Origin of the sequence: Prosthecomicrobium sp. N25 (genome assembly GCF_037203705.1) — a bacterium.
Taxonomy (GTDB): domain Bacteria; phylum Pseudomonadota; class Alphaproteobacteria; order Rhizobiales; family Ancalomicrobiaceae; genus Prosthecodimorpha.
The window spans coordinates 1,947,136-1,973,342 of the sequence record NZ_JBBCAT010000001.1 but is presented as its reverse complement, the minus strand read 5'-3'; the positions used below and the strand labels follow the sequence as shown (position 1 = coordinate 1,973,342).

Below are 26,207 nucleotides of genomic sequence, written 5' to 3'. Positions count from 1 at the left end.
GCCATGACGGACGCCCCCACCTCCTTCAAGGACCGGCTGCGGCTCGACGAGGCGGAGGGGGCCTGGTGGGACCAGGGCCGGCGCTACATGCTGATCAGGCCCGACGCGCTGATGGGCCTCTTCCTGAACCTCCCGGCGGAGCGGCGGGCGGAGGCCTTCGAGGCGCTCGCCCGCTCGATCACCCGCCAGGGCGCGGACAGCGCGCGCGCCTACCGGGCTATGGGCGGGGCGGGGCCGGGGCTCCTCGACATCGTGGCGGCGACCGCGCCGCAGCTCGGATGGGGGCGCTGGACTTTCTCGCTCGAGCCCGACCTGTTGCGCCTCACCGTCTCGAACAGTCCCTTCGCGGCCGGCTACGGCGCGTCCGACGCGCCGGTCTGCCATCCGATCCGGGGCATGATGACGGCGGTCGGCGAGATGGTGCTCGACCGGCCGGTGACGGTGGTGGAGACGGCCTGCGCCGCCATGGGGGCGCCGGACTGCCGGTTCGAGGCGCGCCCGGCGGGCGGGCCGGGGGCGGACTGAAACGAAACGAAAGCGGAGGGAGTGTCATGGGCAAGAGCAGCCTCGAGAAATTCGCCAAGGCCATCGCCAAGCGCCGGATCCGGGTCGTCGACCTGACGCAGGTGCTGAAGCCGTCGACGCCGGTCATCCAGCTGCCGCCGAACTTCGCGCCCTCGTCCCCCTTCTCGATCTCGGAGATCTCCCGCTACGACGACCGCGGGCCGGCCTGGTACTGGAACAACATCGCCTGCGGCGAGCACACCGGCACGCATTTCGACGCGCCGATCCACTGGATCTCGGGCCGGCACCTCGCCGACGGGGCGACCCACACGATCGACCCGCAGCGCTTCATCGCGCCGGCCTGCGTGCTCGACTTCTCCCGGGACTGCGCCCGCGACGAGCGCTTCCTCGTGACGCCCGGCCACGTCAAGGCCTGGGAGAAGGAGCATGGCCGCATCCCGAAGGGAGCCTGGGCGCTGATGCGGTCGGACTGGTCGAAGCGGACCGACCCGGCCGCCTTTCTGAACATGAAGGAGGACGGGCCGCACGTGCCCGGGCCGAGCCCGGACGCGGTGCGCTACCTGGTCGAGGAGTGCGACGTGCAGGGCTGGGGCGTCGAGGCGGTCGGCACGGACGCCGGCCAGGCCTTCGCGTTCGAGCCGCCCTTCCCGGCGCATGCGCTGATGCACGGGGCGAACAAGTTCGGGCTCGCGAGCCTCTGCAACCTCGACCAGCTGCCGCCCACGGGCGCGGTGCTCGTCACCGCGCCGCTGAAGATCGAGAACGGCTCGGGCAGCCCGCTGCGCGTGCTCGCGCTGGTCGAGGACGAAGACGAGGATTGAGACCCGGGCACCGGGACAAGGGGGACGAACCGATGGGCATCAGCAGGCGAACCTTCACCACCTCGGCGCTGGCGCTCGCCGGCGTCGGCCTCGCGCGGCCGGCGCGCGCCGCCGAGGTCACGCTCAACGCGGTGCATTTCACGCCCGCGCAGGTGAGCTACGCGCGGAGCTTCCTGGCCTTCGTGGCGAAGCTCAACGAGCGCGGCAAGGGCGTCGTGCAGATCAAGGTGCGCGGCGGGCCGGAGATCCTGCCGCTCGGCCAGCTCGGCGACGCGCAGAAGTCCGGCCTCGTCGACATGATCAACTGCCCGGCGGGGCCCTATCTCAACCTGGTGCCCGAAGGCGAGGTCTTCTCGGCGACGTCGAAGACCCCGGCGGAGCTTCGGGCCAACGGCGGCTTCGCGCTGATCAACGAGATCTACGGGAAGAAGGGCAACGCCTTCGTGCTCGCCCATGTGGACGGCGGGGCGGGCTTCCACATCTTCACGGTCGACGAGCCGCCGCGCGCCGCCGACGGCACGATCGACTTCTCCAAGCTGAAGATCCGCAGCTCCGCCCTCTACCGCGACTTCCTGGAGAAGCTCGGGGCGAGCGTGGTCGTGCAGGGGCCGGGCGAGGTCTACACGTCGCTGGAACGCGGCCTCGTCAACGCCAACGCCTATTCGATCGCCGGCTACTCGGGCTTCGGCTGGAACAAGTTCACCAAGTTCCGGATCGACCCGAGCTTCTTCCAGACCGACGTGCTGATCAGCGTCAACAAGGCCAAGTGGGACTCTCTGCCCGACGACGCGAAGAAGATCCTGCAGGAGGTGGCGATCGAGCACGAGAAGGAGAGCGTCGCGGCCAACCTCAAGATCACCGCCGACGAGGGCAAGGCCATGCTCGACGCCGGCATGAAGGTGGTGGAGATGCCGGAGGCGCAGAGGAAGCTGTTCCTGGAGACCGCGGCGAAAGAGAGCTGGGCGCGGCTCGAGAAGCGCGACCCGACCAACGTCGCCGCGCTCCGCGCGAAGTTCGGCTAGGCGACGCCGCCCGGCCCGGCCGGCTCCCGGTCCGCTCCGGCGGACGGGGCCCGGACCGGTGCGGGCGCATGCCCCTCCCCTCCTCCCTGCCGCCTTTCCCGGAGGCCACGGTGCAGAAAGTCTTCGGCCTCAGCGGGCTCGTCTCCAGTGCCCTGGCGGTGGTGACCCGCCTCATCCTCGGGGCCATCGTGCTCCTCGTCCTCTACGACGTGGCGATGCGCAACCTGGCGCGGCCGGTCGCCTGGACGGCGTCCTTCATCGAGATCCTGCTGATCTACGTCGCCTTCCTGCCCATGCCCTGGCTCGTGCGGCAGAAGGGGCACGTCTGCGCGGACTTCCTGCGCCACGCCCTGCCGCCGGGGGCGCGGCGGGCGGCGGAGAAGCTCGTCTGCCTGCTCGCGATCGGCATCTGCCTCTACCTCGGCGGCATCGCCTTCGAGCTCTTCGCCGAGAATGTCCGGACGGGCGCCTACGATGTGCGCTCCTTCGACGTGCCGCGCTGGTCGATCTACCTGCCGATGGTCGTCGGGATGTGGCTGTCGGCGGTGGAATTCCTTCGCTTCCTCTTCGGCGAGGACTCGCTCTACGCGGTCGACGTGCGCGACATCGAGGGGTTCTGAGCCATGGAGTGGTACACGGCGCTCGCGGTGATGATCGGCCTCATCCTGATGCTGATGGGCTTCGGGGTGCCGGTCGCCTTCGCGTTCTTCGCGACCAACATCGTGTCGATCTTCCTGTTCATGGGCGGCGGGCTGGGCATCCGCCAGATGGTCGCCAATTTCGGCGAGGCGGTGTCGATCTACGCGCTGACCCCGCTGCCGCTGTTCCTGGTGATGGGGAGCCTGTTCTTCCGGTCGGGGCTCGGCGACAACGTCTTCCACGCGGTCGACCTCTGCATCGGGCGCGTGAAGGCGCGGCTCTCCTACATCGTCGTCCTGTCCGGCGCGGTCTTCGCGGCACTTTCGGGGTCCAGCATCGCCAACACCGGCATGATGGGCTCCGCGATGGTGCCGGAGATGCTGAAGCGGGGCTACAAGCCGCACATGAGCTTCGGGCCGATCCTCGGGGCGGGCGGGCTCGCGGTGATCATCCCGCCCTCCTCGCTCGCCGTGCTGCTCGGGTCGCTCGCGCAGATCGACGTCGGTGCGCTGCTGATCGCCGGCTTCCTGCCGGGGCTGCTGCTCACCGCCTTCTACATGGCGCTGATCACCGTGCAGGCCGCCATCGACCCGGATGCGGCGCCGAACTACGACACGCCGGAGGCCTCGCTCGCCGAGAAGCTCTCCGCGGTGGCGGCGAACGTGATCCCGATGGGCGTGATAGTCTTGCTGGTGATCGGCTCGATCATCCTCGGCATCGCGTCGCCGACCGAGTCGGCCGCGCTCGGCTGCCTCGGTGTGACGGGCCTGCTCCTCGCCTACCGGCGCTTCTCGTGGTGGGTCGTATGGCGGTCGCTCGACGACGCCATGAAGGTCTCGGGCATGACCTTCCTGATCATCGCCGCCTCGACCACCTTCGCGCAGGCGCTCGCCTTCTCGGGGGCGTCGAACGGCATGATCCAGTGGTTCCTGTCCTTCGACCTGTCGCCCTACGCCATGCTGTTCGTGATGATCGGCATCATCCTGCTGCTCGGGATGTTCATGGACCAGCTCTCCATGATGCTGATCACACTGCCGGTCTTCATCCCGATCGCCAAGCAGCTCGGCTTCGACCAGGTGTGGTTCGGACTCCTGCTCCTGCTGTCCTACGAGGTCGGCTTCACCACGCCGCCCTTCGGGCTCTTGCTCTTCATCATGCTCGGCGTCGCGCCCCCGGGGACGACGCTGAAGACCGTGTCGCTCGCCGCCCTTCCCTACATCCTCTGCACGATGCTGCTCATCGTGCTGATCGTCTTCTTCCCTTCGATCGCGCTCCTGCTGCCGCGCCTTCTCTGACGGAGACCGGACCGATGCCGACCGACACGGCCGAAGCCCTCGCGGCCCTCGCGGCCGCCCTGCCCAAGGGCGTGCTGACGCCCGGGCCCGCGGTGGAGCCCCGCTACCGCCACGACTGGAGCGACCAGGACCCGACCGAGCCGCTGGCGCTCCTGCGGCCGCGCTCGACCGCCGAGGTCGCCGCGGCGCTCGCGGCCTGCAACCGGCTCGGCGTCGCGGTCGTGCCGCAGGGGGGGCTGACGGGGCTCGCCGGCGGGGCTCATCCGATCGCGGGCGCGGTCGTGCTGTCGCTCGAGCGGATGAACGGGGTCGAGGCCGTCGACGAGGTCGGGTCCACCATGACGGTGATGGCCGGGACGCCGCTCGCCGCCGTGCAGGCGGCGGCCGAGGCGGTCGGGCTGCAATACCCGGTCGACCTCGGGGCGCGCGGATCCTGCACCATCGGGGGCAACCTCTCGACCAACGCGGGCGGCGTGCGGGTGATCCGCTACGGCATGACGCGCGAGAACGTGCTCGGCGTCGAGTTCGTGCTGGCGGACGGGACCATCGTCGACGCGCTCAACACGATGCTGAAGAACAACGCCGGCTACGACCTGAAGCAGCTCCTGATCGGCGCTGAGGGGACGCTCGGGATCGTGACGCGCGCGGTGCTGCGCCTGCAGCCGAAGCCCGCCCGGGTGGCGACCGCGCTCTGCGCGCTCCCGGGCTTCCCGGCGATGACCGAGCTTTTGAAGAGCCTGCGCGGGCGGCTCGGGCCGGCGCTCACCGTCTTCGAGGGCATGTGGCCCTGCTACTACGACTTCATGGCCGACCGGCTCGGGACGGTGCGCAAGCCCTTCGGGCGGACGCACGGGGCCTATGTGCTGGTCGAGGCGAGCGGCTTCGCCGAGGACGACGTGCAGGCGCGGCTGGAGGCGGCGCTCTCCGGCCTGATCGAGGCCGGCACCGTGGAGGACGTGGTCGTGGCCGCCTCGGAGCGCGACGTGCGCGACCTCTGGGCCGTGCGCGAGGGCGTATCCGAATACGGGCGCATCCTCGGCCGCATCATCGGCTACGACCTCGGCGTCCCGATCGGCGCGATGGGGGCGCTCGTGGAGGCGCTGCACCGGGACATCGAGGCGCGCTGGCCGGATGCGCGCGTGCTCTGCTACGGGCATGTCGGCGACGGCAACCTGCACGTGGTCGTCAACGTGCCCTCGGCCGGCGGGCACCAGCCGCACGACGAGATGGACGTCGTCGTGTTCGCCGCCACGCGGGGCTTCGGCGGCACCATCTCGGCCGAGCACGGCATCGGCACGCTGAAGCGCCCGTACCTGCCGCTCGCCCGCTCGGACGCCGCGATCGCGGTCATGCGGCGGGTGAAGGCGGCGCTCGACCCGGCCGGAATCCTCAATCCGGGCAAGGTCCTGCCCTGAGGGCGGCGTGAAGTCTCGGCCTCCCGGTCCGTCATCGCCGGGCTTGTCCCGGCAACCCGCGCCACGAGGTCCGCGCCTTCGTCCTGGATGCCCGGGACAAGCCCGGGCAGGACAGAGACGAGGGTCGCGCAGCGGACCGAGCGCGGCCGGTACCGGATCGACCGGGCGGGCCCGTCACCCGAAATGGCCGGCGAGCGCGTCGGCGGCGGCCTGCAGGCCGCCCGTCCCGTGCGGGATGCCGAGGGCGCGCAGTGCCGTCTCGGCCGCCCCGAGGGTACCGAGCACCATGGGGGCGTTGGCGTAGCCCATATGGGCGATGCGGAAGGCCTTGCCGGACAGGTCGCCGATGCCGGAGCCGAGGATGACGCCCAGGTTCACCCGGGCGAAGCCGCGCAGCGCCTCCGGATCGAAGCCGGGGGTCAGGATCGTGGTCACCGACGGGGACCGTTCGGCCGGGTTCGCGACGTTGAACTCGAGCGCGCCGCCCCTGGCCCAGACCGAGACCGCGGCCTGGACGGCGCGGGCGAGCGCCCGGTGCCGCGCCCAGGCGGCCTCGAGACCCTCCGCGAAGAGGAGGTCGAGGGCGGTCGTGAGGCCGAACAGAAGGTGCTCCGGAGCGGTGCCGCAGAACTTGCGGTAGTTCTCGATGCCGTCGCGCGCCGTCCAGTCCCAGTAGGCGGTGCGCAGGTCCGCCTTCGCATGGGCCGCCTTCGCCTTCGGGCTCGCGGCCAGGAAGGCCAGGCCCGGGATCATCATCAGCCCCTTCTGGGAGGCCGTGACCGCGACGTCGATGCGCCAGGCATCGGTCTCGAAGGGCATGCAGCCGACGGAGGCGATGCCGTCGACCATGTAGAGCGCCGGGTGGCCGGCGGCGTCCATGGCGGCCCGGATCGCCGGGATGTCGTTGACGACGCCGGAGGCGGTGTCGACCTGGACCACCAGAACGGCCTTGATGCGGTGCTCGCGGTCGGCGCGCAGGCGCGCCTCGACGGCGGCGGGGTCGACGGCGCGGCGCCAGTCGCCCGGCAGGATCTCCACGTCGATGCCCATGAGCGCGCCCATTTCGCCCCAGCCCTTGGCGAAGCGCCCGCTCTCCAGCACCAGCACGCGGTCGCCGCGCGACAGGGTGTTGGTCAGCGCCGCCTCCCAGCCGCCGTGGCCGTTGGCGATGTAGATGTAGGTGTCGGCGGCCTTGGTGCGGAAGACGGTCTTCAGATCCTCCAGGCAGCGGCCGGTCGTCTCCAGGAGTTCCTCGGCGTAGATGTCGACCGCCGGCCGGTTCATGGCGGCGAGGACGACCTCCGGGACGTTGGTCGGACCGGGGATGGACAGGAACTCGCGGCCGCGCGCGAGGGCGACGGGGGTGGACCGGGTCTGCGCGGGTCCGGCGGCGGCCGGATGGGAGTTGTCGTCGAACATCGTGAAATCTTTCGATCGGGAACTGGCGCCGAAATGGGCACACACTCCTACGCCAAGCCCGTTGCGGAGGCCAGGGCCGACCGGCCGGGCCGGTGCGGGTCTGGTCTGCCGCGGGCGGGCGGCGGGAGGCTCAGGCGCGGACGCTCGCGCCGGCGGCCTCGGCCCGCGCCAGGATGGCGTCGACCGAGGGGAAGCGCTCGGTCTCGACCATCATCGTGCGCGCCATCCCGAGCGCGGCCGTCTCGGCGGCCGCCTTGAGGCGGCGGTCGGGGATGCTCTCCAGGTCGAGGTTGTGGGCGAGGCCGAGGATGCGGCGGATCATCTTGGCGGCCGCGAAGCCGACCGTGTCGCGCCACAGCCGGTCCATGAAGGCCTGACGCTCTTCCTCGAGACGGGCGGCGCCGGCCATGCCCTGGAAGAGGTCGGGCGGATAGGCGTCGCCGGTCGGGTTCGCGCGCCAGAGGGCGAGGAAGTCGTCGCGGAAGCGGGACCACACCTCGCCCACTGTGTCCAGGACCCAGCGCTGGTAGGCGCGCCGGCCGCCCGGCTCGGTCTCGTGGCCGGGCTGCGAGAGATAGTTGAGGAGCAGATTGGCGATCACGGCGCCGATGTCGAAGCCCATCGGGCCGTAGAAGGCGAATTCCGGATCGATGACACGGGTTTCGGCCTCGGTCACCATGATCGACCCGGTGTGCAGGTCGCCGTGCAGCATGGCCTCCGCGGCGCTCAGGAACTTCAGCTTCAGGCGCGAGACGGCGACGTGGAGGTCGAGATCCTCGCGGAAGGCGGCGGCGATGTCGTCGAGCTCGGGGCTGGTCCAGCGGTTGTTGGCGGCGACCCGGTAGGGGTCGGTGAAGATCAGGTCCTCGGTGATCTTGCAGAGGGCGTGATTGCCCGCGAAGGCGCCGACGCGGTCCTTCTTGGCCGCGGCCGTCAGCGCGAGATCGGAGGTGAAGTAGAGGGTGCGGGCCATGAAGTCGGCGATCTCGGCCGCGAAGGCCGGGTAGCGCGTGCCGGCGATCATGCCGCGGCGCATGATCACGTGCGGCTCCAGGAGCTCCATGACGATGAGGGCGAGGCGCTCGTCGTAGTGGCGGATCGCGGGGGTGCGGCCGGGCACGAGGCGGGCCTGCTCGGCGAGGGCCATCTGCTCGTAATGGGCACGGGACAGCGGCAGCGGCCAGGATTCGCCCACGAGCCGGACGTAGGGGAGCGCCTGCTTGACCGCGACGCCGCCGGCCGGTCCCTTGACGATGAAGACGAGGTTCAGGTTTCCGTCGCCGACTTCGCGCACCGTCCAGCCTGCGGGCGGTCCGCCGAGCCGGTCGGCCATGCCGGGGAGGCCGGCGAGGTAGCGTGGCAGATCGGCTTCGGACAGCGGGCGGTAGCCCGCCGCCACGCGCTGGGCGTCGTCCATCGAGGTGTTCCTCCCGCAGTCCCTGCTTGTTGCGGCGAAGCATAACCCGTTGCTGACGCTCGGCAAGTAGCGGCCTCCCGCAAGGCCCCGGGGCGCGGACCTGCCTTGCGAAAATGTCCGAGGAATTATGCCGCGACGGATTGAACCGATTTGAATCCCGTGGCAGCCTGTTTCGGTACGGGCCCGGCAAGGACCGGCGTCCCGAGCCAATAAAGGTGGAGGAAGACCCATGTCCGAGGACAATGATGCCGGGCTCTCGCGCCGCGGCCTGATCCGGAATGCGTCCCTGGCGGCCGGGGCGGCCGCGCTCGCCGGCTTCGGCTTCGACCCGTTCGTGGCGCAGGCCATGGCCAAGGAGGCCGGCCGCGCGACCCGTCCGCTCAAGGCGGCCTTTTCGAATGCCGGCCTGCAGGCGACCTGGTGCGCCCAGGGCAAGCAGGCGGCCGAGTACTGGGGCAAGCTCTTCAACGTGGAGGTGACCTGGTTCGACGGGCAGCTCGACGCCGTCAAGCAGCGCTCGGCCATCGACAACATGGCCTCGCAGAAGTGGGACTTCGTCGCCATCCAGGCCTTCGGCATCGGCACGCTGACGGCGCCGGTCAACAAGATGATCGAGTCCGGCATCCCGGTCATCGACATGGACACGCTGATCGCGCCGCTCGATTCCATCGGCGTGCACACGTTCCTGGCCCCCGATAACGAGTTCATGGGCGCCTCGGTGACCCAGGCGCTCGTCGACGCGATCGGCGGCGAGGGCAAGATCATCATGACGCAGGGCGCCCTCGGGCACACCGGCGCGCAGGGCCGCGCGCGCGGCTTCGACAGCGTCGTCAAGAAGTTCCCGAAGATCGAGGTGCTGGAGACGCAGCCGGCGGACTGGGACGTCACCAAGGCGGTGCGACTCTGGGAGTCCTATCTCACCAAGCACCCGAAGATCGACGCGGCCTTCTTCCACAACGACGACATGGCGCTCGCCGCCTACAACGTCATGAAGGCCAAGGGCCGGACCGAGATCAAGATCGGCGGCGTCGACGCCATGCCGCCGGCCATCGCGGCGGTCTCGGACGGGCGCATGTTCGCCACCGTCCGCAATCCGTCCTGCCGCATCCACGGCGGCGCGATCGTGGCGGGCGTGGCGGCCGTCATCCACGGCGCCAAGACCGGCACCGACATCCCCAAGCACATCATCACGGACGGCCCCGTGGTGACCAAGGCCAACGCCCCCGGCATGGCCTGGATGGAGGAGCAGTTCCTCATCTGACGCGGCACATGCGTCCGGGACCGGCGGCGGGGCCACCCGCCCCGCATCCCGGGCGGGCCTTTCGGGGCGGGCGGTCTCCACGTCCGTCCGCCTCCGGCGCGCGTCCGGACCGGCAGGGCTGCAGGGGGCGGGGGCGCCCGGCCACGGACCGGCCTCCCGAGTCCACAGGACGCGAACGACAGTCGAACCAGGACGGCCGCATGACGGATTCCCCTCCCCTCCTGTCGCTCACCGGCGTCTCCAAGTCCTTCGGCGGCGTGCAGGCGCTGAAGGACGTCGACTTCACACTGCGGGCCGGGGAGATCCATGGGCTGATCGGCGAGAATGGGGCGGGCAAGAGCACGCTCATGAAGATCATCGCCGGGGTGCATGCGAGCTATACGGGCACCATGGCGATCGACGGGAAGCCGGTGCAGTTCCGCTCCACGCGCGACGCGCTCGCGGCCGGGATCGGGATGGTGCACCAGGAGCTTTCGATCGCGCCGGACCTGACGGTCGCCGAGAACGTCTTCCTGGGCGCGCAGCCGGTCAACCGCTTCGGGGTGGTCGACTGGGCGGGCATGCACAAGGCGGCGCGCGAGCAGCTCGTCAACCTCGGCCTCGACATCGACACCCGCATGCCGGCCGGGAGCCTGCCGATCGGCATCCAGCAGCTCGTCGAACTGTCGCGGGTGCTCTTCTCGGGCGCGCGGATCATCATCCTCGACGAGCCGACCTCGGCGCTGTCGCCGCCGGAGACCGAGCGACTCTTCGCCGTCCTGCGCAAGCTGCGCGAGAGCGGGCGTTCGATCGTCTTCATCTCGCACTTCCTGGACGACATCCTCCGGATCTCCGACACGATCACGATCTTCCGCAACGGCCGGAAGGTCGTCACCGCGCCGGTCACGGCGGAGACCGACAAGGGCTGGATCATCGAGCGGATGATCGGGTCGGGCCGCGAGGACCTTGAGGAGAGCTGGCTCAGCGAGATCACCCTGACGTCGCCGAAGGAAGCGCCGGTCGTCATGGAGACGGAGGCGCTCGGCTTCGGGACCGCCTTCGACGACATCTCGCTCAAGGTCAGGGGCGGCGAGGTGCTGGGCATCTACGGCTTCATGGGCTGCGGGCAGATCGAGCTCGCCCGCTCGCTCTTCGGCAAGATCGCGCCCGACCGGGGCCGCATCCTCGTCGAGGGCGCGCCGACGCGGCTCGCCAACACGGCGACGGCCAAGCGGGCCGGCATCGCCTACGTGCCGGAGAGCCGGCGCGACATGCTGTTCGCCGACCTGCCTATCTACAAGAACATCTCGATCTCGATCCTGGAGCACCTGTCGCGGCTGTTCCTGAAGCCGGCCCGGGAGCGCGAGATCGCGGCCGGCCACATCCGCACCCTGTCCATCAAGGCGCCCGGACCGGACACGCGGCTCGGCTCCCTGTCGGGCGGCAACCAGCAGAAGGTGGCGCTCGCCCGCTGGCTGACCCGTCCGCCGCGTGTCCTCATCCTGTCGGAGCCGACGCGCGGCATGGATGTCGGCGCCAAGGAGGACGTCGTGCACATCGTCCGCTCGCTCAAGGAGCGCGGCATCGCGGTCGTGGTGGTGTCGACCGAGCCGGAAACCGTGCTGTCGATGGCGGACCGGATCCTGGTCCTGCGCCGTGGCACGATCGCCGAGGAGTTCACCGACACCAAGATCACCAAGGACCAGCTCCTCGCAGCCGCCTGAGACCACCACGGGACCCGCCCATGAGCTCGACCGAGACCACACTCGACCGCCCCTCGGCCCCCCGCGGGCTCGGCTTCTTCCTGAAGAACCAGCTGCGCAACATCGCGCCCTTCCTGACCCTCCTCGCGCTCGTCGTCTTCTTCTCCTTCGCGAGCCCCTCCTTCGCCACGGTCGGCAACGTCTGGAACATCCTCCAGCAGATCTCGGTCACGGCCATCATCGCGGTCGGCCTCACCTTCGTGATCCTGACGGCCGAGATCGACCTGTCGGTCGCTGCGGTCGCCAACGCGACCGGGATCGTGGTCGCCTTCTTCACGCTCCAGGACGCGAGCGTGAACATCGCGAACCTGCCGCTGCCCGGCCCGGCCGCGGTGCTGCTCGCGCTGATGACCTGCGGGGCGCTCGGCCTCGTCACGGCGGTGGGCGTGACCCGGATCGGCATCCCGTCCTTCATCATGACCCTCGCCATGATGCAGATCGCGGCGGGCGTCTGCGCGCTCCTGGTGCGCGGCCAGATCGCCTACTCGGTGCCGGACATCATCGTCACGCTCGGATCGCGCTCGATCGGCGGCGTGCCGTGGATCGTGATCGTGGCGGCGACGACGCTCCTGGTGGCGCACCTCGTGCTGACCTACACGCGCTTCGGCCGCTACGTCTACATGGTAGGCGGGAACCGCGAGGCGGCGGAGTATTCGGGTGTCAACGTGCGTCTGATCATCGGCGCCGTGATGGTCATCTCGGCCATGTGCTCCGGGCTCGCCGGCATGCTGGGCGTCGCCTATTTCGGCAGCGCGCAGCAGAACGAGTTCGACAGCTACCTGCTCGACGCCATCGCGGCGGTGGTGGTCGGCGGAACGAGCCTCTTCGGCGGGCGCGGCGGAATCGGCAACACGATCGTGGGGCTCTTCGTGCTCGGCGTCCTCAACAACGGCCTCGACCACGTCAACATCGACAGCTTCCTGAAGATCCTGATCCGCGGCCTGATCCTGCTCGCCGCACTCGTCATCAACGTCTACGCCGAGCGGCTCAGGACAGCGGCGCACGGGGCGAGGGCCGGCTAGCGGCCCGCTGTTTCATCCGCCGAAACCGCGCTGGAGGGCGGGCCGACGCCGTCTCGCGCTCGCCGCCCGGCCGCGCTAACAACGGGCGAGCCGACGAGGAGCTGCCATGTCCCGCAAAGTCGTCATCACCTGCGCCGTCACGGGGTCGATCCACACGCCATCCATGTCGCCGCACCTGCCGGTGACGCCCGAGGAGATCGCCGAGGCCGCGATCGGGGCCGCGGAGGCCGGCGCCGCGATCGTGCACCTGCATGCGCGCAACCCGGTCGACGGGCGACCCGACCAGACCCCTGAGGCCTTTGCGCCGTTCCTGTCGCGCATCAAGCAGGCGAGCGACGTGGTCGTGAACCTGACGACGGGCGGCGCCGCCACCATGACGATCGAGGAGCGGGTGCGGCCGGCGGCGACCTTCAAGCCGGAGGTGGCCTCGCTCAACATGGGTTCGATGAACTTCGGGCTCTATCCGATGCTCGAGCGCTTCAATGACTTCCGGCACGCCTGGGAGCGGGAGTATCTGGAGACCTCGCGCGAGCGGATCTTCAAGAACACCTTTACGGACATCGAGTACATCCTGACCACCTGCGCGGAGAACGGCACCCGCTTCGAGATCGAGTGCTACGACATCGGCCATCTCTACACACTCGCCCATTTCGCCGACCGCGGGGTCGTGAAGCCGCCCTTCTTCGTGCAGAGCGTGTTCGGCATCCTGGGCGGGATCGGCCCGCACCCCGAGGACGTCGCCCACATGAAGCGGACGGCGGACCGGCTGTTCGGCTCGAACTACCGCTGGTCGGTGCTCGGCGCGGGGCGGCACCAGCTGCCGATTGCCGCCATGGCGGCTTCGATGGGGGGCAACGTGCGGGTGGGGCTCGAGGACTCGCTCTGGCTCGGCCCGGGCCGCCTCGCCGGGTCCAACGCCGCCCAGGTGCGCCAGGTGCGCCAGATCATCGAGGGGCTGGGGCTCGAGGTCGCCACGCCGGCGGAGGCCCGCGGCATCCTCGAGCTCAAGGGCGGCGACCGGGTCGGCTTCTGACCCGGCCGTTCAGGAACATCAGGCGGCAGTTCCGGTTTTGCCGGCCGGGGGCGCGACCACCTCCAGCGTCTTGCGCTTCAGCGCCTCGCGCATGGCCGCCAGGGTCTCGACCGTGTGCGGCTCCATCTCGGCCGCCGGCCCGGCGATGTAGTCCACGAGCTGGAGGGCGCGCCGCCGCTCGGCCGGGGTGCGGATGAGCTTCGGCAGGGTCTCGATCGCCCGGGCGCGCTCGAACTCCACGATGACGGTCTGCTCGTGGATGATCATGACCCGCTCCTGGGGTCCCAGCGTGGTGAAGGGCTCCTGCCGGCTCATGACCTCGGAGGAGCGCTCCAGCCGGTCGCGACGGACCGATCCGCGGGCGTGCGCCAGCAGGACCAGCATGCGGATCACGCCTTCCGCGAGGCCGCCGCGCTCGATGCCGGCGAGGATGGTCTGGACCTCGGGCAGGCGGTGGAGCTCACGCGAATCCGCACGGGTGCGTTCGAGATTGTGCGAGCGGCCGAGCATCTGCATGACGGGCGACATGTGCAGGCCGAGGAAGGCGAGTTCGAACCACGCATCGCGGACGTCCCTCATGAGGTCGAGCGACTGCTCGACGGCGTCGGCCCAGAGCCGTTCCATCTGGCGGACGGGATGGTCGGCCGGCACGGGCTTGCGCTCCGCCCGGATCCGGTCGGCCGCCGCCGCCACCGGGCCGACGAGCGGGTTGCGGTCCGAGAAGGCGAGTCGCCCGACGCGGCCGGGATGCAGTTCGCGGAAGGCCTCGACGGAGACCGGGGTGACGGCGGCGCGCCGCGCCGGGCGCAGCGCCATGTCGTAGACCTCCGCGCCGAGCCGGCTCAGCCGGTCGACCGCCGCGAAGGCGACCTCCTCGCGGCGATGGCTTCCGTCGATGTGCCGGACGTCCTCCATGCGGCGCTCGTGGAAGCTGACCGTGAAATGCGCGTGGATCCCCTCGCCGACCTGGTCGTCGATGCGCATCTCGTAAAGGCCGGGGGCGAGCGCCTCGATGGTCTGCAGGGTCGACGTCACCTCGGTGTGCTCGCGCCGGGCGATCGACGAGGAGACGAAGATGCCGAGGTGACCGACCTTGTCGTGCACCATGTAGACAATGCGCTGGCCGCGGATCTTGATCTCGTGCTCGTCCGCGTAGGCGTCGGCGATCCAGTTCAGGGCCTGCTGGGGCGGGGTGATGTTGTCGCCGCGGCTGGCGAAGACGATGATGGGCGAGCGGATCTGCCGGATGTCGACCGGGCGGCCGCGCTCGAGCCGGGCCTCGCCGCGGGCGAGCCGGTTGCCGACGAAGAGCTGTTCGACGATCCAGTGGATCTCGGCCTCGTTCATGAAGTGGTAGCCGCCCCACCAGCGCTCGAACTCCAGGAATTTCTCGCGCGCGCCGTCGACGTCGGCATAGAGGTCGTAGTACTTCCCGAAGTAGTTTCGGGCGGGGTTCAGCATCTCGAAGTTCGAGACGAGGTGGGCGCCGTCGAACTCGCCGCCACCAAGGTCGGACAGCACGAGCGCCGGCAGCACGCCGCCGAGCAGGCCGCCGTTGTATCGCATCGGGCTCTCGCCGATGCGGCCCGACCATGTCGCCACAGGGGCGCCGTTGATGACCAGCGGCCCGGTGAGGTCCGGGTTGGTGGCGGCCAGGAGCAGGGTCGCCCAGCCGCCCTGGCAATTGCCGACCACGATGGGCTTGGGCGAATCCGGGTGGCGGCGCGCGATGGTGCGGATGAACTCGCCCTCCGCGAAGGTCACGTCGGCGAGCGTCTGGCCGGGCTCCGGATGGGGCCGGAAGGCGACGAAATAGACCGGGTGGCCGGCGTGGAGCGCCACTCCCACCTGGCTGTCGGCCTTGAAGCCGCCGATGCCGGCGCCGTGACCGGCGCGTGGGTCGATGATGACGTAGGGCCGCTTGCGGTCGTTCACCTCGACGCCCGCCGGCGGCAGGATCCGCAGCAGCATGTAGTTGACCGGCCGGCGGAGCCCGGCGCCGTCCACGACCGTCTCGTAGTCGTAGACCAGCACCGGCGGCGTGCCCTCGGCCTGGTGGGCGATGTCGTTGTTGCCGCGCTCGCGCAGCGCATCGAGGGTGAGGACCCCGCGCTCGGCGGCGTCGCGGGCATAGGCGGCGATGAGGTCCGGCAGGGTGCCGGCCGCGGCCGCGCCGCCGAGCCGCGCCATGACCGCCTGCCCGCGCCGGAACCACTCCCGGGCCCGTTCCGCATGGCCATGGCCGAGGCGTTCGGCGTGCCGGGCGGCCGCCTGGCCCATCAGGTCCATCTGGTCGGACAGGGCCGTGGCCCCGGCGACCGCCTGATCCGAGGGAGCGGTGAAGAAGGACGGCGTCATGGGGACTCTCGCTTGGTTGGCAGGGAGCGTCGAGCGCCCGCGCGGATCTCAGGCGGCGACAGGACTGCGGGCGGCGACCGCCGCGAGGGTATGGCGGGCGATCATGGCCTCCTCGTCGGTCGGCAGGACGAGGACCTGGACCCGGCTCCAGGGGGTGGAGACGACGGTGGCGTTCCCGGCGTTGGCGTCGCGGTCGACGACGATGCCGAGCCAGTCCATGCCGGCGGTCACCGCCTCGCGCACCCGGAAGGCGTTCTCGCCGATGCCGCCGGTGAAGACGAGCGCGTCCAGGCCGGACAGCGCGGCGGCGAGGCCGCCGAGCTCGTGGCGGATACGGTCGACGAAATAGGCGATGGCCCGGCGGGCCTGGGGGCGGTCGCAGGCCTCGAGGTCGCGCATGTCGCTCGACACGCCCGACAGGCCCTTGAGGCCGGAGCGGTTGTAGAGGAGGTCGGAGATCTCCTGGGCGGTCATCCCCTTCTCCTGCATGAGGTAGAGGACGGCGCCCGGGTCGAGCTGGCCGCAGCGGGTGCCCATGGGCAGGCCGTCGAGGGCCGTGAAGCCCATCGTGGAGGCGACCGAGCGCCCTGCGTTCAGGGCGCACATGGAGGCGCCATTGCCGAGATGGGCGACGACCACCTTGCCGGCCGCGAGGGCGGGGTGGTCCTCGGCGAGACGGCGGGCGACATACTCGTAGGAGAGCCCGTGGAAGCCGTAGCGGCGCAGGCCCTCGTCGTAGAGCGAGCGCGGCAGCGCGAAGGTATCGGCCACGTAGGGGTGGCCGCGATGGAACGCCGTGTCGAAGCAGGCGACCTGCAGGGCAGCCGGAAAGGCCGCCTGGGCGGCGCGGATGCCCGACAGGTTGTGCGGCTGATGCAGGGGGGCGAGCGGGACATAGGCCTCGAGCGCGGCCAGGACGCCCTCGTCCACGGCCACCGGCGCCTCGAAGCGGCTGCCGCCGTGAACCACCCGGTGGCCGACGGCGCCGATCCGAGCGTCCGGGCAGGTGGCCTCGATCCAGGCGAGGATCACGGAGAGCGCGGCCCGGTGGGACATCGGCCCCTCCGCCTGGAGCGGCACCGCGACCGGCCCGGGGGCGGCGGACCGGCGAACCTTGAAGACGGGGGCGGTGCCGAGCCCCTCGACCTGGCCGGCCGCGAGCGGCGCGGGCTCCCCGCCGGCGGCGGCGAAGAGCGCGAACTTGATCGAGGAGGAGCCCGCGTTGAGGGTCAGGAGGCACTCGGCTACGGTCGTCACTCCGCGGCGGCCAGGAGGGGCGCGGCGGCGAACAGGCTCGTGCCGGACCGCCGCCAGGCGTCGTGGAGCTGGGCGAGCGCACAGGAGGCGACCCGGGCGCGGTCGTTGTCGGCGCGGCTCGTCAGGATGATCGGCACGCGCGCCCCGACGACGAGGCCGGCGGCGTCCGCCCGGGCCACGAAGGTCAGCTCCTTGGCGAGCATGTTGCCGGCCTCGAGGTTCGGCACCACCAGCACGTCGGCCCGGCCGGCGACCAGCGAGGCGATGCCCTTGGTGCGGGCGGCCTCCAGGTCGACAGCGTTGTCCATGGCGAGCGGGCCGTCGACGAGGCCGCCCCGGATCTGGCCGCGCTCGGCCATCTTGGAGAGGGCCGCGGCATCGAGGGTCGACGGCATGTTGACGTTGACCGTCTCGACCGCGGCGAGGACGCCGACGCGCGGGCGCTCGACCCCGCAGGCGATCGCCAGGTCGATGGCGTTCTGGACGATGTCGACCTTGGTGACGAGGTCCGGGGCGATGTTGAGCGCAGCGTCCGAGATGAAGAGCGGGTGGTCGAGCGAGGGCACGCTCATGACGAAGACGTGGCTGAGGCGCCGCGTCCCGCGCAGGCCCGCGTCCTTGCGGACGACCTCGGCGAGCAGCTCGTCGGAATGAAGGTTGCCCTTCATGATGGCGGCGACCTCGCCGGCGGCCGCCATGGCGACGGCCCGGCGGGCAGCGTCGCGGTGGTCCTCGGCGGCGACGAGGCGGATGCCGGCGAGGTCGGTGCCCCGCTCGGCCGCGGCCCGGCGGATCGCCTCGAGGTCGCCGATCAGCACGGGCTCGATCAGGCCCTCGTCGCGGGCGAGGAGCGCGCCGCCGAGGGCGTTGCGGTCGTCGGGGCAGACCACGGCGGTCGGCATCGCGGGGCGCGCCTTCGCGGCGGCGAGCAGTCGGGCGAAATGGTCCTTGTGGTCGAGATGGAAGTGCGGCAGCTCGCGGGCCGGCATCGCGACCGGCACGGTCGGGGCGTCCACTTCCGCGAGGCCCTCGCAGACGGTCGCGCCCTCGGCGTCGACGACGAGGGTCTCGAAGACCGCCTTGGGGCAGTCGCCCTTGGCGACGCAGGTGACCATCACCATCAGCCGCTCGCCGATCGCGACCCGGCGCGAGAAGCGCAGTGTCTGCATCCGGTAGAGGGTGCCGGGGCCGGGCAGGACGTTGCCGAGCACCGAGGAGATGATCGAGCCGACCCACATGGAGGGCGCCACCACGGTCGGATCCTTGGGCTCGCCGTCGGACGGGACGACGAGCGGGTTCAGGTTGCCGGAGACATGGGCGAAGAGGAGCAGGTCCTGCGGCGTGCAGACCCGGTCGAGAGCGGCCCAGGCGCCGACGCGCAGGTCGTCCCAGGTGGTGTTGCGGATGAGATCGGACATTGAGAATCCCCCGGGGTTCGTCAGGCCGTGACGTGGAAGCCGGCGTCGATGTGGAGCGTCGAGCCGGTGATGTTGCGGGCGCCCGGGCCGGCGAGGAACACCGCGGCGGCGCCGACGTCGTCGATGGTGGCGAGGCGGCGCATGGGCGCGCGCGCGGCGGCCTCCTGCAGCATCTCGTCGAAGTGGTCGAGGCCGCCGGCGGCGCGGGTCGCGATCGTGCCCGGCGACAGCGTGTTGACCGTGATGTCCTTCGGGCCGAGCTCGGTGGCGAGCTCCCGGACGGTCGCCTCGAGGGCGGCCTTCACGGGGCCCATCACGTTGTAGGTCGAGACGACCTTCTCGGCGCCGTAGAAGCTCATCGTCATGCAGGTGCCGCCCTCGGTCATCAGCGGCTCGGCCCGGCGTGCCAGGCGCAGGAAGGAATGGACGGAGACGTCCATGGCCTGGCCGAAGCCGGCCGCGGTCGTGTCGACCACGCGGCCGTGCAGGTCGTCGCGGGGCGCGAAGGCGATCGAGTGGACGAAGACGTCGAGGCGGCCCCACTGGTCGGCGATGCGGCCGAAGAGGGCCGCCTCCTGCTCCGCGTCCGCCACGTCGAGCGGCATCACGATCCCGGCGCCGAGCGCCTCGGCGAGCGGGCGCACGTGCGGCTCCGCCCGGGCGTTGAGATATGTCACGGCGAGGTCCGCGCCGGCCTGCCGCAACGCCCGCGCCACGCCGTACGCTATGGAATGATCGTTGGCGATGCCGACGACGAGGGCGCGCCGGCCCGAAAGGTCGAACAGTGTCATGACGTCCCCACTGGCTTTGCTCTGCTCTTCTTGAGGCTCGACAATACGGACGTCGGTTTAAGACTCTGTGACACGATGAATATGTAGTCGCACTTAGGATGCGCGAGCTAAAACGATCCAATATCTCTCCAACAACTATGATTGCGTAGAGACCGCTCAAATTTTATCGATCTCGCCCCGGCATGGGATCGCCTGCGGTTGCGGAAACCTCGGACAAATGGGAGCGGGGCGGCTAGACTGCCGGGCTACGCATCCGAATTCGAGCATGAGGGCGACCATGAGTTTCGACGGCCTGAAGATCCCCGACCTCGCCGGCCGGGCATGTCTCGTCACCGGGGCCTCCACCGGCATCGGCGCCGCCGTGGCGCGGGCCTTCGCGGCGCAGGGCGCGCGCGTGGGCGTCCACTACAACGCGAGCGCGGAGGCCGCCTCGGCGATCGTCGCGGACATCCGCGGCGCCGGGGGCGAGGCCGTGGCGATCCACGGGGACCTCGGGCGGACGGGCGAGGCGGCGCGGGTGGTGGAGGCGGCGGCGGCGCAGTTCGGCGGCCTCGACATCCTCGTCAACAACGCGGGCGCGCTCGTGAAGCGGGTGCCGATCGCGGACTCCGACGAGGCTATCTACGACGCGGTGATGGACCTCAACGTTCGCCAGGTGGTGGCGGCCAGCCGGGCGGCGATCCCCCACATCCGGGCGCGCGGCGGCGGGTCGATCATCAACACCTCGTCGATCGCGGCCCGCAACGGCGGCGGCAACGGGGCGGTGTTCTACGCGGCCGCCAAGGCCTTCGTGAGCAATCTGACGCGCGGGCTCGCCAAGGAACTGGTCGGCTCCGGGATCCGGGTGAACGCGGTCGCGCCGGGCGTGATCACGACCCCGTTCCACGAGCGCTACTCGACCCCGGAGCACATGAAGGCCATGGTGGCGAGCGTGCCGATGGGGCGGGCGGGCGTGCCGGAGGACTGCGTCGGCGCTTACCTGTTCCTCGCCTCGCCGATGCTGTCGAGCTACGTGACGGGCCAGGTGCTGGAGGTCAACGGCGGGCAGCTGATGCCGTGACGCGGTCGTCGGCCCGGTGCGCCTCGGGGCCGGGCTCCGGCGGCGACCCGGCGGCCGGCGGCCAGCCCTCGCGGTGGCGGCGGCGGTCGCGGTCGGCGGGCTCGGTCTGGTCGTGGAGCAGGACGGTGCGGGTCGGGAACGGCAGGTCGATTCCGGCCTCGGTCAGGGCTGCCTTTACGGCGGCGAGCACCCGGCCGCGCGAGGCGACCACGTCCGACCGCTTGGACCGGGACCACCAGCGGACCCGCAGGTTGACGGTCGAGCCGGAGAGCTCCCAGGGAATGGCGTCCGGCGCCGGCTTGGGCTCGACGCCGTCGACCCGGCCGATCGCGTCCAGGATCACCTGCCGGGCGCGTTCCACGTCGTCGCCATAGCCGATGCCGACCTCGATCTCGCTGCGGCGCGTCTCGAAGGCGGTGCGGACCGTGACGGCCCGGGTGTAGATGTCGGCGTTGGGGATGACGACGCGCTGGCCGTCGTAGGTGCGGATCAGGGTGGCGCGCGCCTCGATGTGCTCGACCGTGCCCTCGAACTCGCCGGAGCGGATCTGGTCTCCGGCCCGGAAGGGCTGGCGGTAGAGGATCAGGAGGCCCGACAGCCAGTTCTGCAAAATGTCCTTGAAGGCGAAGCCGAGCGCGACCGAGCCGATGCCGAGCGTCGACAGGAGGTTCGCGGGGCTGATCGAGGGGAAGACGACGGTGGCGGCGACCAGCACGCCGAACAGGATCATGCCCCAGCGGGCGAAACCGCCGAGGAGGAGGCCGAAGTCCTCGCGCCCGCGCCGGTGCAACACGCCTGCCACGGACCGGCGCGCCACCCAGGACGCGCCCCAGAAGGCGGCCAGCACCACCGCCGCGATGGCGAGGTTGGGCAGGACCCAGAAGAAGCCCCGGATCATCGCCTCGATCTTGTCGAGGGCCGGCTGGATGGCTTCGGCGACGTTCATGGCATCGGGGGTCCGGGGCGGCGCGCCGGGAAGCGCGGGCGGGACGGGCCGTCACGCGGCGGACGGGGGCACCCCGGATGGGGCGCGCCCCGCGCGCGTCATGAGGTCAGGCGGCGGCCTTGCGGTTGATCCGGCTCTCGGCGAGCTGGGTCAGCTTGGCGTCGGTCGCCTTTTCCTCGTCGAGGGTCTGCTTCAGCACGTCCGCGCAATCGCTGCGGCCGAGTTCGCGCGCCCAGGCGATCAGGGTGCCGTAGCGGGTGATCTCGTAGTGCTCCACGGCCTGCGCGGCCGCCGCCAGCGCGGCGTCCAGGACCTCCTTGTCCTTCACCTCGCCGGCGACCTCGTCGGCCTCCTCGAGGATGCCGTCGATCGCCGCGCAGGTGACCGCGGCCGGCTCGACGCCGTGCATGCGGAAGACCTGCTCGAGGCGGCGGACGTGGTTCTCCGTCTCGCCGAGATGCTTCTGGAAGCCCTGCTTCAGCTCGGGCGAGGTGGCCTTCTCGATCATCGTCGGAAGCGACTTCGTGATGCGCTTCTCGGCGTAGTAGATGTCCTTGAGCTGGTGGACGAAGAGGTCGTCCATCGTGGCGATGTCCTTGGCGAAGAGACCCATCGGCTCCTCCTCTCTGTTTCATGGGGGATCGTGCCGGAGCGTCGTCCGGCGGCTCCTTCCTGAACGCCCGGGCGGCGCCGTCGTTCCCCCGAAAGCGCGCGGAGGCAGCAATCGCGTGGTCACGAATCCACGCTTGCAAAGTTTAGCGAAGTGGGTTTCACTAAACTCGATCACTAAACGCCCCGACACGAGGGCGGCACGGGAGGAGGCGCTCGCCTCCAACACAATTCGGCGGATTCCACGGGCTTCTCGGGAGGAGAAGCGCGACGGGACGGTGCGTGTCTGTCGACCGGCGGAGGGCTGACGGCCCGGCCGCGCGGGACGATGGAGCACGCGAACAAGGGAGGACATCGCATGCGGAAGTTCTTCGCCTCGGCGGGTCTCGCGACCGCCGCCCTGCTGGCCGCTACCACGCTCTCGACGGCGCCGGCCACCGCCCAGGGCAAGACGATCACCCTCTGCTGGGCGGCCTGGGACCCGGCCAACGCGCTCGTCGAGCTGTCCAAGGACTTCACCGCCAAGAGCGGCGTCAACATGAAGTTCGAGTTCGTGCCCTGGCCGAACTTCGCCGACCGCATGCTGAACGAGCTCAATTCCAAGGGCCGCCTCTGCGACCTGCTGATCGGCGACAGCCAGTGGATCGGCGGGTCGGCCGAAAACGGCCACTATGTGAAGCTCAACGACTTCTTCGCCAAGGAAGGCATCAAGATCGACGACTTCATGCCGGCGACCGTGACCGGCTACGCGGAATGGCCCAAGGGCACGCCGAACTACTGGGCGCTGCCGGCCATGGGCGACGCGCTCGGCTGGACCTACCGCAAGGACTGGTTCGAGAAGCCGGAGATCAAGGCCGCGTTCAAGCAGAAGTACGATCGCGACCTCGCGCCGCCGAAGACGCAGACCGAGCTGAAGCAGATCGCCGAGTTCTTCCAGGGCCGCGAGATCGACGGCAAGAAGGTCTATGGCGCCGCGATCTTCACCGAGCGCGGCTCGGAAGGCATCACGATGGGCGTCAACAACGCGCTCTACACCTTCGGCTTCCAGTACCAGGATCCGAAGAAGCCCTACGCGATGGAAGGCTTCGTCAACGGGCCCGACGCGGTCAAGGGCCTGGAGTTCTACAAGTCGCTCTACAAGTGCTGCACGCCGCCGGGCTACACGGACGCCTACATGCAGGAGGGTCTCGACGCCTTCAAGTCCGGCCAGGTCGCCATGCAGATGAACTGGTTCGCCTTCTTCCCGGGCCTCTACAAGGACGAGAAGGTCGGCGGCTCGAAGATCGGCTTTTTCGTGAACCCGGGCGAGAAGGTCTCGGCCTCTCAGCTCGGCGGCCAGGGCATCTCGGTGGTCAGCTACTCGCCGAACAAGACCGAGGCGCTGCAGTACATCAAGTGGTTCGCTTCGCTGGACGTCCAGAAGAAGTGGTGGGCCCTCGGCGGCTACACGTGCCACAAGGGCGTTCTGAACGATCCGTCCTTCGCCGCCTCCGCCCCCTTCGCGGCCGACTTCCTGAAGGCCATGGGCGAGGTCAAGGACTTCTGGGCCGACCCGTCCTACGCGCAGCTGCTGCTCGCCCAGCAGAAGCGCGTCCATGACTACGTGGTCGCCGACAAGGGCACCGCCAAGGAGGCCCTCGACGCGCTCGTCAAGGACTGGACCAAGGTCTTCAAGGACGACGGCAAGCTCTGACGTCGCCCGCGCCCGCCCGCGGTCTCCCAGCCGCGGGCGGGTCCGATACATCCGGGCCATCCTGCAGCCCTTCCAACTCCGGTCAGCGACGATGTGGGGACCGCACCTCTGCCGAGCCGCCGCGGGAGGCGCCCGCGTGCCCGGCGCCCCAATAGAGCGATACCCCTCCCCCCGCAGTCCCGGCCGAAGCGGAGCGGAGAGCCGGGAGCCGGCGCCTCCGGGGCGGCACCGCCTCGCGGCCGGCACGGCCTGGGCCCAGGATCTGCGGCCGCTGCGCGGCCTTGTCCGGGGATGCGGATGGGGGGCGGCCGGAATTCCGGACCGCCTTCGCCTCACCGAATTTCGGATCGGCGTGCCATGAACCAATCCCTGCAGCCGAACCTCATCGACCGCGCGGCTGTTGCCACACCCGCGGGCCTCGCTCGCCGCGTGCGCGGCCTGTCGGACCGGGCGATCGCCTGGATCTTCATCGCGCCGACCATCCTGCTCCTGCTCGCGATCAACATCTTTCCGCTGATCTGGACGATCCGGCTGTCCTTCACGAACTACCGCGCCAATCGGCCGAATGCGCTGGTCCGCGACGTCGGCATCGACAACTACGTGTCGATCCTGACCGACCCGGAAGTCTGGCAGCCCATGCAGGCGACGGCGCATTTCGTCATCTGGACGATCCTGATCCAGACGGTGCTCGGCTTCTCGCTCGCCTGGCTGATCGACCGCAAGTTCCGCGGGCACGGCTTCTGGACGACCGTGATCCTGGTTCCGATGATGCTGTCGCCGGCGGTCGTCGGGAACTTCTGGCGCTTCCTGTACCAGCCGCAGATCGGGCTGTTCAACTACGGCATCTCGGCCGTGACCGGCGTGCCGCCCTCCTCCTTCGAGATGCTCGGCTCGGTCAGCCTGGCGCCCTGGTCCATCGTCGTCGTCGACACCTGGATGTGGACGCCCTACGTGATCCTGATCTGCCTCGCCGGGCTGCGCTCGATCCCCGACTACATCTACGAGGCGGCCGAGGTGGACCGCGCCTCGCCGTGGCGCCAGTTCTGGACGATCACGCTGCCGATGGCGTTGCCCTTCATCATGCTGGCGGTGCTGTTCCGCGGCATCGAGAACTTCAAGATGTTCGACATGGTCAACCTGCTCACCTCGGGCGGGCCGGGCTCGACCACGGAGGTCGCCTCGATCACCTTGAAGCGGGAAGCCTTCGAGAAGTGGCGGACGGGCTATTCCTCGGCCTTCGCCATCATCCTCTTCGTCACCGTCTTCGGCCTCGCCAACATCTACGTGAAGGCGCTCAACCGGGTGAAGAGCCGATGAGCACGTCCGCCCATTCCGTCGTCGAGCCCACGGCGCGCACCAAGGCGATCGCCGGGACGCTGGTCGTCGCCTACGCGCTCCTCACCATGATCCCGCTCGTCTGGATCTTCCTGACCGCGCTCAAGACGCCGCCGGATTCGATCTCGTATCCGCCCAAGATCGTGTTCACGCCGTCGCTCGAGGGCTTCTGCAACCTCTTCACCACGCGCTCGCGGCAGACGGAGGAGTACATCCGCTCGCTGCCGCCGGCGCAGGGGCGCTGCGAGGAGATCGCGCGGGAGCGCAACATGGCGGTGGCCGGGCCGTCCAACTACCTGCCGCGCTTCTGGAACTCGGTGGTGATCGCGTTCGGCTCGACGGTGCTCGCGGTGGCGCTGGGCACGATGGCGGCCTACGGCTTCTCGCGCTTCCGGGTGCCGCTCGCCGACGACCTGCTCTTCTTCATCCTGTCGACCCGGATGATGCCGCCGATCGCGGTGGCGATCCCGATCTACCTCATGTACCGCGAGCTCGGCCTGTCCGACACGCGGCTCGGCATGATCCTGCTCTACACGGCCGTCAACGTGTCGCTCGCCGTCTGGCTCCTCAAGGGCTTCATCGACGAGATCCCGCGCGAGTACGAGGAGGCGGCCATGATCGACGGCTACACGCGGCTGCAGGCCTTCGCCAAGGTGGTGCTGCCGCAGGCGGCCACCGGCATCGCCGCCACCGCGATCTTCTGCATGATCTTCGCCTGGAACGAATACGCCTTCGCGGTGCTGCTCACCTCCGGCGAGGCGCAGACCGCGCCGCCCTTCATCCCCATCATCATCGGCGAGGGCGGCCAGGACTGGCCCGCCGTCGCGGCAGGCACGACCATCTTCCTGATCCCGATCGTGGTCTTCACGATCCTGCTCCGGAAGCACCTGCTGCGCGGCATCACCTTCGGGGCGGTCCGCAAATGAGCCCGAACCCGTCACCTCGCCCGCCCCGCCGCCGCGTCTCGCCGCGCGGGGTCGCCGAGACCCTCGCCACAATCCTGATCGTCGCGGGCGTGTTCATGCTGATGCAGCCGTTCTCGCTCACGCTCTACACCTATTCCTTCGCGGTCACGCTCGCCGGTACGGCGCTGTTCGTGGTCGGCTCGAAGTTCCCGGCCTAAGGGGGA

Annotated in this window: 23 protein-coding genes; 15 read left to right on the top strand and 8 right to left on the bottom strand. The window is 70.1% G+C overall.

What is annotated here, in order from left to right; genetic code table 11:
* The first annotated feature begins 3 nt into the window (after positions 1–3).
* The 6 genes from WBG79_RS08920 (at position 4) to WBG79_RS08895 (ending at position 5,717) form a co-directional block, all read left to right on the top strand.
* Positions 4–525 (top strand): 4-vinyl reductase, encoded by a 522-nt coding sequence (locus WBG79_RS08920; RefSeq protein WP_337356755.1) that lies wholly within the window; start codon positions 4–6, stop codon positions 523–525.
* Between the two features lie 26 nt (positions 526–551).
* Positions 552–1,346, top strand: a complete 795-nt coding sequence (locus WBG79_RS08915) for a cyclase family protein (RefSeq protein WP_337356754.1) — start codon at positions 552–554, stop codon at positions 1,344–1,346.
* A gap of 32 nt (positions 1,347–1,378) precedes the next feature.
* A complete protein-coding gene (gene dctP / locus WBG79_RS08910; protein WP_337356753.1) occupies positions 1,379–2,368 on the top strand; it encodes a TRAP transporter substrate-binding protein DctP in 990 nt (329 codons plus the stop codon).
* A 110-nt stretch (positions 2,369–2,478) separates the two neighbouring features.
* The gene (locus WBG79_RS08905) at positions 2,479–2,988 is read left to right on the top strand and encodes a TRAP transporter small permease (protein ID WP_337356752.1); all 510 of its coding nucleotides are present in this window, start codon (positions 2,479–2,481) and stop codon (positions 2,986–2,988) included.
* A gap of 3 nt (positions 2,989–2,991) precedes the next feature.
* The gene (locus tag WBG79_RS08900; protein WP_337356751.1) at positions 2,992–4,302 is read left to right on the top strand and encodes a TRAP transporter large permease; all 1,311 of its coding nucleotides are present in this window, start codon (positions 2,992–2,994) and stop codon (positions 4,300–4,302) included.
* A 14-nt stretch (positions 4,303–4,316) separates the two neighbouring features.
* Complete coding sequence (locus WBG79_RS08895; protein ID WP_337356750.1) at positions 4,317–5,717, top strand: FAD-binding oxidoreductase; 1,401 nt, start codon at positions 4,317–4,319, stop codon at positions 5,715–5,717.
* Between the two features lie 174 nt (positions 5,718–5,891).
* Here the strand turns inward: WBG79_RS08895 and WBG79_RS08890 are convergent, their stop codons facing one another.
* Together WBG79_RS08890 and mtnK are read right to left on the bottom strand one after the other, a co-directional pair.
* Positions 5,892–7,136: a pyridoxal-phosphate-dependent aminotransferase family protein gene (locus tag WBG79_RS08890; protein ID WP_337356749.1), complete on the bottom strand. Its 1,245-nt coding sequence runs from the start codon at positions 7,134–7,136 to the stop codon at positions 5,892–5,894.
* Positions 7,137–7,266: 130 nt separating this feature from the next.
* Positions 7,267–8,553 (bottom strand): S-methyl-5-thioribose kinase, encoded by a 1,287-nt coding sequence (gene mtnK, locus WBG79_RS08885; protein WP_337356748.1) that lies wholly within the window; start codon positions 8,551–8,553, stop codon positions 7,267–7,269.
* Positions 8,554–8,782: 229 nt separating this feature from the next.
* Between mtnK and WBG79_RS08880 the strand changes: the two genes are divergently transcribed.
* The 4 genes from WBG79_RS08880 to WBG79_RS08865 all read left to right on the top strand — a co-directional run bounded on the left by WBG79_RS08880 (position 8,783) and on the right by WBG79_RS08865 (position 13,611).
* Positions 8,783–9,814 carry a sugar ABC transporter substrate-binding protein gene (locus WBG79_RS08880; RefSeq protein WP_337356747.1) on the top strand — a complete coding sequence of 344 codons (1,032 nt, stop codon included), beginning with the start codon at positions 8,783–8,785 and terminating at the stop codon, positions 9,812–9,814.
* 200 nt (positions 9,815–10,014) lie between these two features.
* Entirely contained in the window at positions 10,015–11,517 is a 1,503-nt protein-coding gene (locus tag WBG79_RS08875; protein ID WP_337356746.1) for a sugar ABC transporter ATP-binding protein, read from the top strand.
* Between the two features lie 20 nt (positions 11,518–11,537).
* Entirely contained in the window at positions 11,538–12,578 is a 1,041-nt protein-coding gene (locus WBG79_RS08870) for an ABC transporter permease (RefSeq protein ID WP_337356745.1), read from the top strand.
* A gap of 106 nt (positions 12,579–12,684) precedes the next feature.
* The gene (locus WBG79_RS08865) at positions 12,685–13,611 is read left to right on the top strand and encodes a 3-keto-5-aminohexanoate cleavage protein (protein ID WP_337356744.1); all 927 of its coding nucleotides are present in this window, start codon (positions 12,685–12,687) and stop codon (positions 13,609–13,611) included.
* Between the two features lie 18 nt (positions 13,612–13,629).
* Here the strand turns inward: WBG79_RS08865 and WBG79_RS08860 are convergent, their stop codons facing one another.
* The 4 genes from WBG79_RS08860 to fabI are packed head-to-tail and all read right to left on the bottom strand — an operon-like array spanning position 13,630 to position 19,435.
* Positions 13,630–15,969 carry a DUF3141 domain-containing protein gene (locus WBG79_RS08860; RefSeq protein WP_337356743.1) on the bottom strand — a complete coding sequence of 780 codons (2,340 nt, stop codon included), beginning with the start codon at positions 15,967–15,969 and terminating at the stop codon, positions 13,630–13,632.
* Positions 15,970–16,017: 48 nt separating this feature from the next.
* On the bottom strand, positions 16,018–17,226 hold the full coding sequence (locus WBG79_RS08855) for an acetate/propionate family kinase (protein ID WP_337356742.1): 1,209 nt from the start codon (positions 17,224–17,226) through the stop codon (positions 16,018–16,020).
* Positions 17,223–18,644, bottom strand: a complete 1,422-nt coding sequence (locus WBG79_RS08850; protein ID WP_337356741.1) for a bifunctional enoyl-CoA hydratase/phosphate acetyltransferase — start codon at positions 18,642–18,644, stop codon at positions 17,223–17,225. The genes WBG79_RS08855 and WBG79_RS08850 overlap by 4 nt, the downstream gene beginning before the upstream one ends.
* 20 nt (positions 18,645–18,664) lie before the next feature.
* A complete protein-coding gene (gene fabI / locus WBG79_RS08845; protein WP_337356740.1) occupies positions 18,665–19,435 on the bottom strand; it encodes an enoyl-ACP reductase FabI in 771 nt (256 codons plus the stop codon).
* 277 nt (positions 19,436–19,712) lie between these two features.
* Here fabI and WBG79_RS08840 point away from each other — a divergent pair, with 277 nt between their 5' ends.
* Positions 19,713–20,495 (top strand): SDR family NAD(P)-dependent oxidoreductase, encoded by a 783-nt coding sequence (locus tag WBG79_RS08840; protein WP_337356739.1) that lies wholly within the window; start codon positions 19,713–19,715, stop codon positions 20,493–20,495.
* Here the strand turns inward: WBG79_RS08840 and WBG79_RS08835 are convergent.
* Both WBG79_RS08835 and WBG79_RS08830 read right to left on the bottom strand, forming a co-directional pair.
* A complete protein-coding gene (locus WBG79_RS08835; protein WP_337356738.1) occupies positions 20,470–21,441 on the bottom strand; it encodes a mechanosensitive ion channel family protein in 972 nt (323 codons plus the stop codon). The two genes, WBG79_RS08840 and WBG79_RS08835, sit on opposite strands and share 26 nt — an antisense overlap.
* Before the next feature lie 106 nt (positions 21,442–21,547).
* Entirely contained in the window at positions 21,548–22,054 is a 507-nt protein-coding gene (locus WBG79_RS08830; protein ID WP_337356737.1) for a YciE/YciF ferroxidase family protein, read from the bottom strand.
* Between the two features lie 354 nt (positions 22,055–22,408).
* Here WBG79_RS08830 and WBG79_RS08825 point away from each other — a divergent pair, with 354 nt between their 5' ends.
* The 4 genes from WBG79_RS08825 (at position 22,409) to WBG79_RS08810 (ending at position 26,201) form a co-directional block, all read left to right on the top strand.
* Entirely contained in the window at positions 22,409–23,743 is a 1,335-nt protein-coding gene (locus WBG79_RS08825) for an ABC transporter substrate-binding protein (RefSeq protein WP_337356736.1), read from the top strand.
* Between the two features lie 357 nt (positions 23,744–24,100).
* The gene (locus tag WBG79_RS08820) at positions 24,101–25,060 is read left to right on the top strand and encodes a carbohydrate ABC transporter permease (RefSeq protein ID WP_337356735.1); all 960 of its coding nucleotides are present in this window, start codon (positions 24,101–24,103) and stop codon (positions 25,058–25,060) included.
* Positions 25,057–26,004 (top strand): carbohydrate ABC transporter permease, encoded by a 948-nt coding sequence (locus tag WBG79_RS08815; RefSeq protein WP_337356734.1) that lies wholly within the window; start codon positions 25,057–25,059, stop codon positions 26,002–26,004. Before WBG79_RS08820 ends, WBG79_RS08815 begins: the two co-directional genes overlap by 4 nt.
* Positions 26,001–26,201 (top strand): hypothetical protein, encoded by a 201-nt coding sequence (locus tag WBG79_RS08810; protein ID WP_337356733.1) that lies wholly within the window; start codon positions 26,001–26,003, stop codon positions 26,199–26,201. Before WBG79_RS08815 ends, WBG79_RS08810 begins: the two co-directional genes overlap by 4 nt.
* The last annotated feature ends 6 nt before the right edge of the window (positions 26,202–26,207 follow it).

What these genes read in the sequence shown, in the direction of transcription:
- WBG79_RS08920 (WP_337356755.1), top strand. Translation starts at nt 4, where the DNA reads ATGACGGACGCCCCCACCTCCTTCAAGGACCGGCTGCGGCTCGACGAG.
- WBG79_RS08915 (WP_337356754.1), top strand. Translation starts at nt 552, where the DNA reads ATGGGCAAGAGCAGCCTCGAGAAATTCGCCAAGGCCATCGCCAAGCGC.
- dctP (WP_337356753.1), top strand. Translation starts at nt 1,379, where the DNA reads ATGGGCATCAGCAGGCGAACCTTCACCACCTCGGCGCTGGCGCTCGCC.
- WBG79_RS08900 (WP_337356751.1), top strand. Translation starts at nt 2,992, where the DNA reads ATGGAGTGGTACACGGCGCTCGCGGTGATGATCGGCCTCATCCTGATG.
- WBG79_RS08895 (WP_337356750.1), top strand. Translation starts at nt 4,317, where the DNA reads ATGCCGACCGACACGGCCGAAGCCCTCGCGGCCCTCGCGGCCGCCCTG.
- WBG79_RS08890 (WP_337356749.1), bottom strand. Translation starts at nt 7,136, where the DNA reads ATGTTCGACGACAACTCCCATCCGGCCGCCGCCGGACCCGCGCAGACC.
- mtnK (WP_337356748.1), bottom strand. Translation starts at nt 8,553, where the DNA reads ATGGACGACGCCCAGCGCGTGGCGGCGGGCTACCGCCCGCTGTCCGAA.
- WBG79_RS08880 (WP_337356747.1), top strand. Translation starts at nt 8,783, where the DNA reads ATGTCCGAGGACAATGATGCCGGGCTCTCGCGCCGCGGCCTGATCCGG.
- WBG79_RS08875 (WP_337356746.1), top strand. Translation starts at nt 10,015, where the DNA reads ATGACGGATTCCCCTCCCCTCCTGTCGCTCACCGGCGTCTCCAAGTCC.
- WBG79_RS08870 (WP_337356745.1), top strand. Translation starts at nt 11,538, where the DNA reads ATGAGCTCGACCGAGACCACACTCGACCGCCCCTCGGCCCCCCGCGGG.
- WBG79_RS08865 (WP_337356744.1), top strand. Translation starts at nt 12,685, where the DNA reads ATGTCCCGCAAAGTCGTCATCACCTGCGCCGTCACGGGGTCGATCCAC.
- WBG79_RS08860 (WP_337356743.1), bottom strand. Translation starts at nt 15,969, where the DNA reads ATGACGCCGTCCTTCTTCACCGCTCCCTCGGATCAGGCGGTCGCCGGG.
- WBG79_RS08850 (WP_337356741.1), bottom strand. Translation starts at nt 18,644, where the DNA reads ATGTCCGATCTCATCCGCAACACCACCTGGGACGACCTGCGCGTCGGC.
- fabI (WP_337356740.1), bottom strand. Translation starts at nt 19,435, where the DNA reads ATGACACTGTTCGACCTTTCGGGCCGGCGCGCCCTCGTCGTCGGCATC.
- WBG79_RS08840 (WP_337356739.1), top strand. Translation starts at nt 19,713, where the DNA reads ATGAGTTTCGACGGCCTGAAGATCCCCGACCTCGCCGGCCGGGCATGT.
- WBG79_RS08835 (WP_337356738.1), bottom strand. Translation starts at nt 21,441, where the DNA reads ATGAACGTCGCCGAAGCCATCCAGCCGGCCCTCGACAAGATCGAGGCG.
- WBG79_RS08830 (WP_337356737.1), bottom strand. Translation starts at nt 22,054, where the DNA reads ATGGGTCTCTTCGCCAAGGACATCGCCACGATGGACGACCTCTTCGTC.
- WBG79_RS08825 (WP_337356736.1), top strand. Translation starts at nt 22,409, where the DNA reads ATGCGGAAGTTCTTCGCCTCGGCGGGTCTCGCGACCGCCGCCCTGCTG.
- WBG79_RS08820 (WP_337356735.1), top strand. Translation starts at nt 24,101, where the DNA reads ATGAACCAATCCCTGCAGCCGAACCTCATCGACCGCGCGGCTGTTGCC.
- WBG79_RS08815 (WP_337356734.1), top strand. Translation starts at nt 25,057, where the DNA reads ATGAGCACGTCCGCCCATTCCGTCGTCGAGCCCACGGCGCGCACCAAG.
- WBG79_RS08810 (WP_337356733.1), top strand. Translation starts at nt 26,001, where the DNA reads ATGAGCCCGAACCCGTCACCTCGCCCGCCCCGCCGCCGCGTCTCGCCG.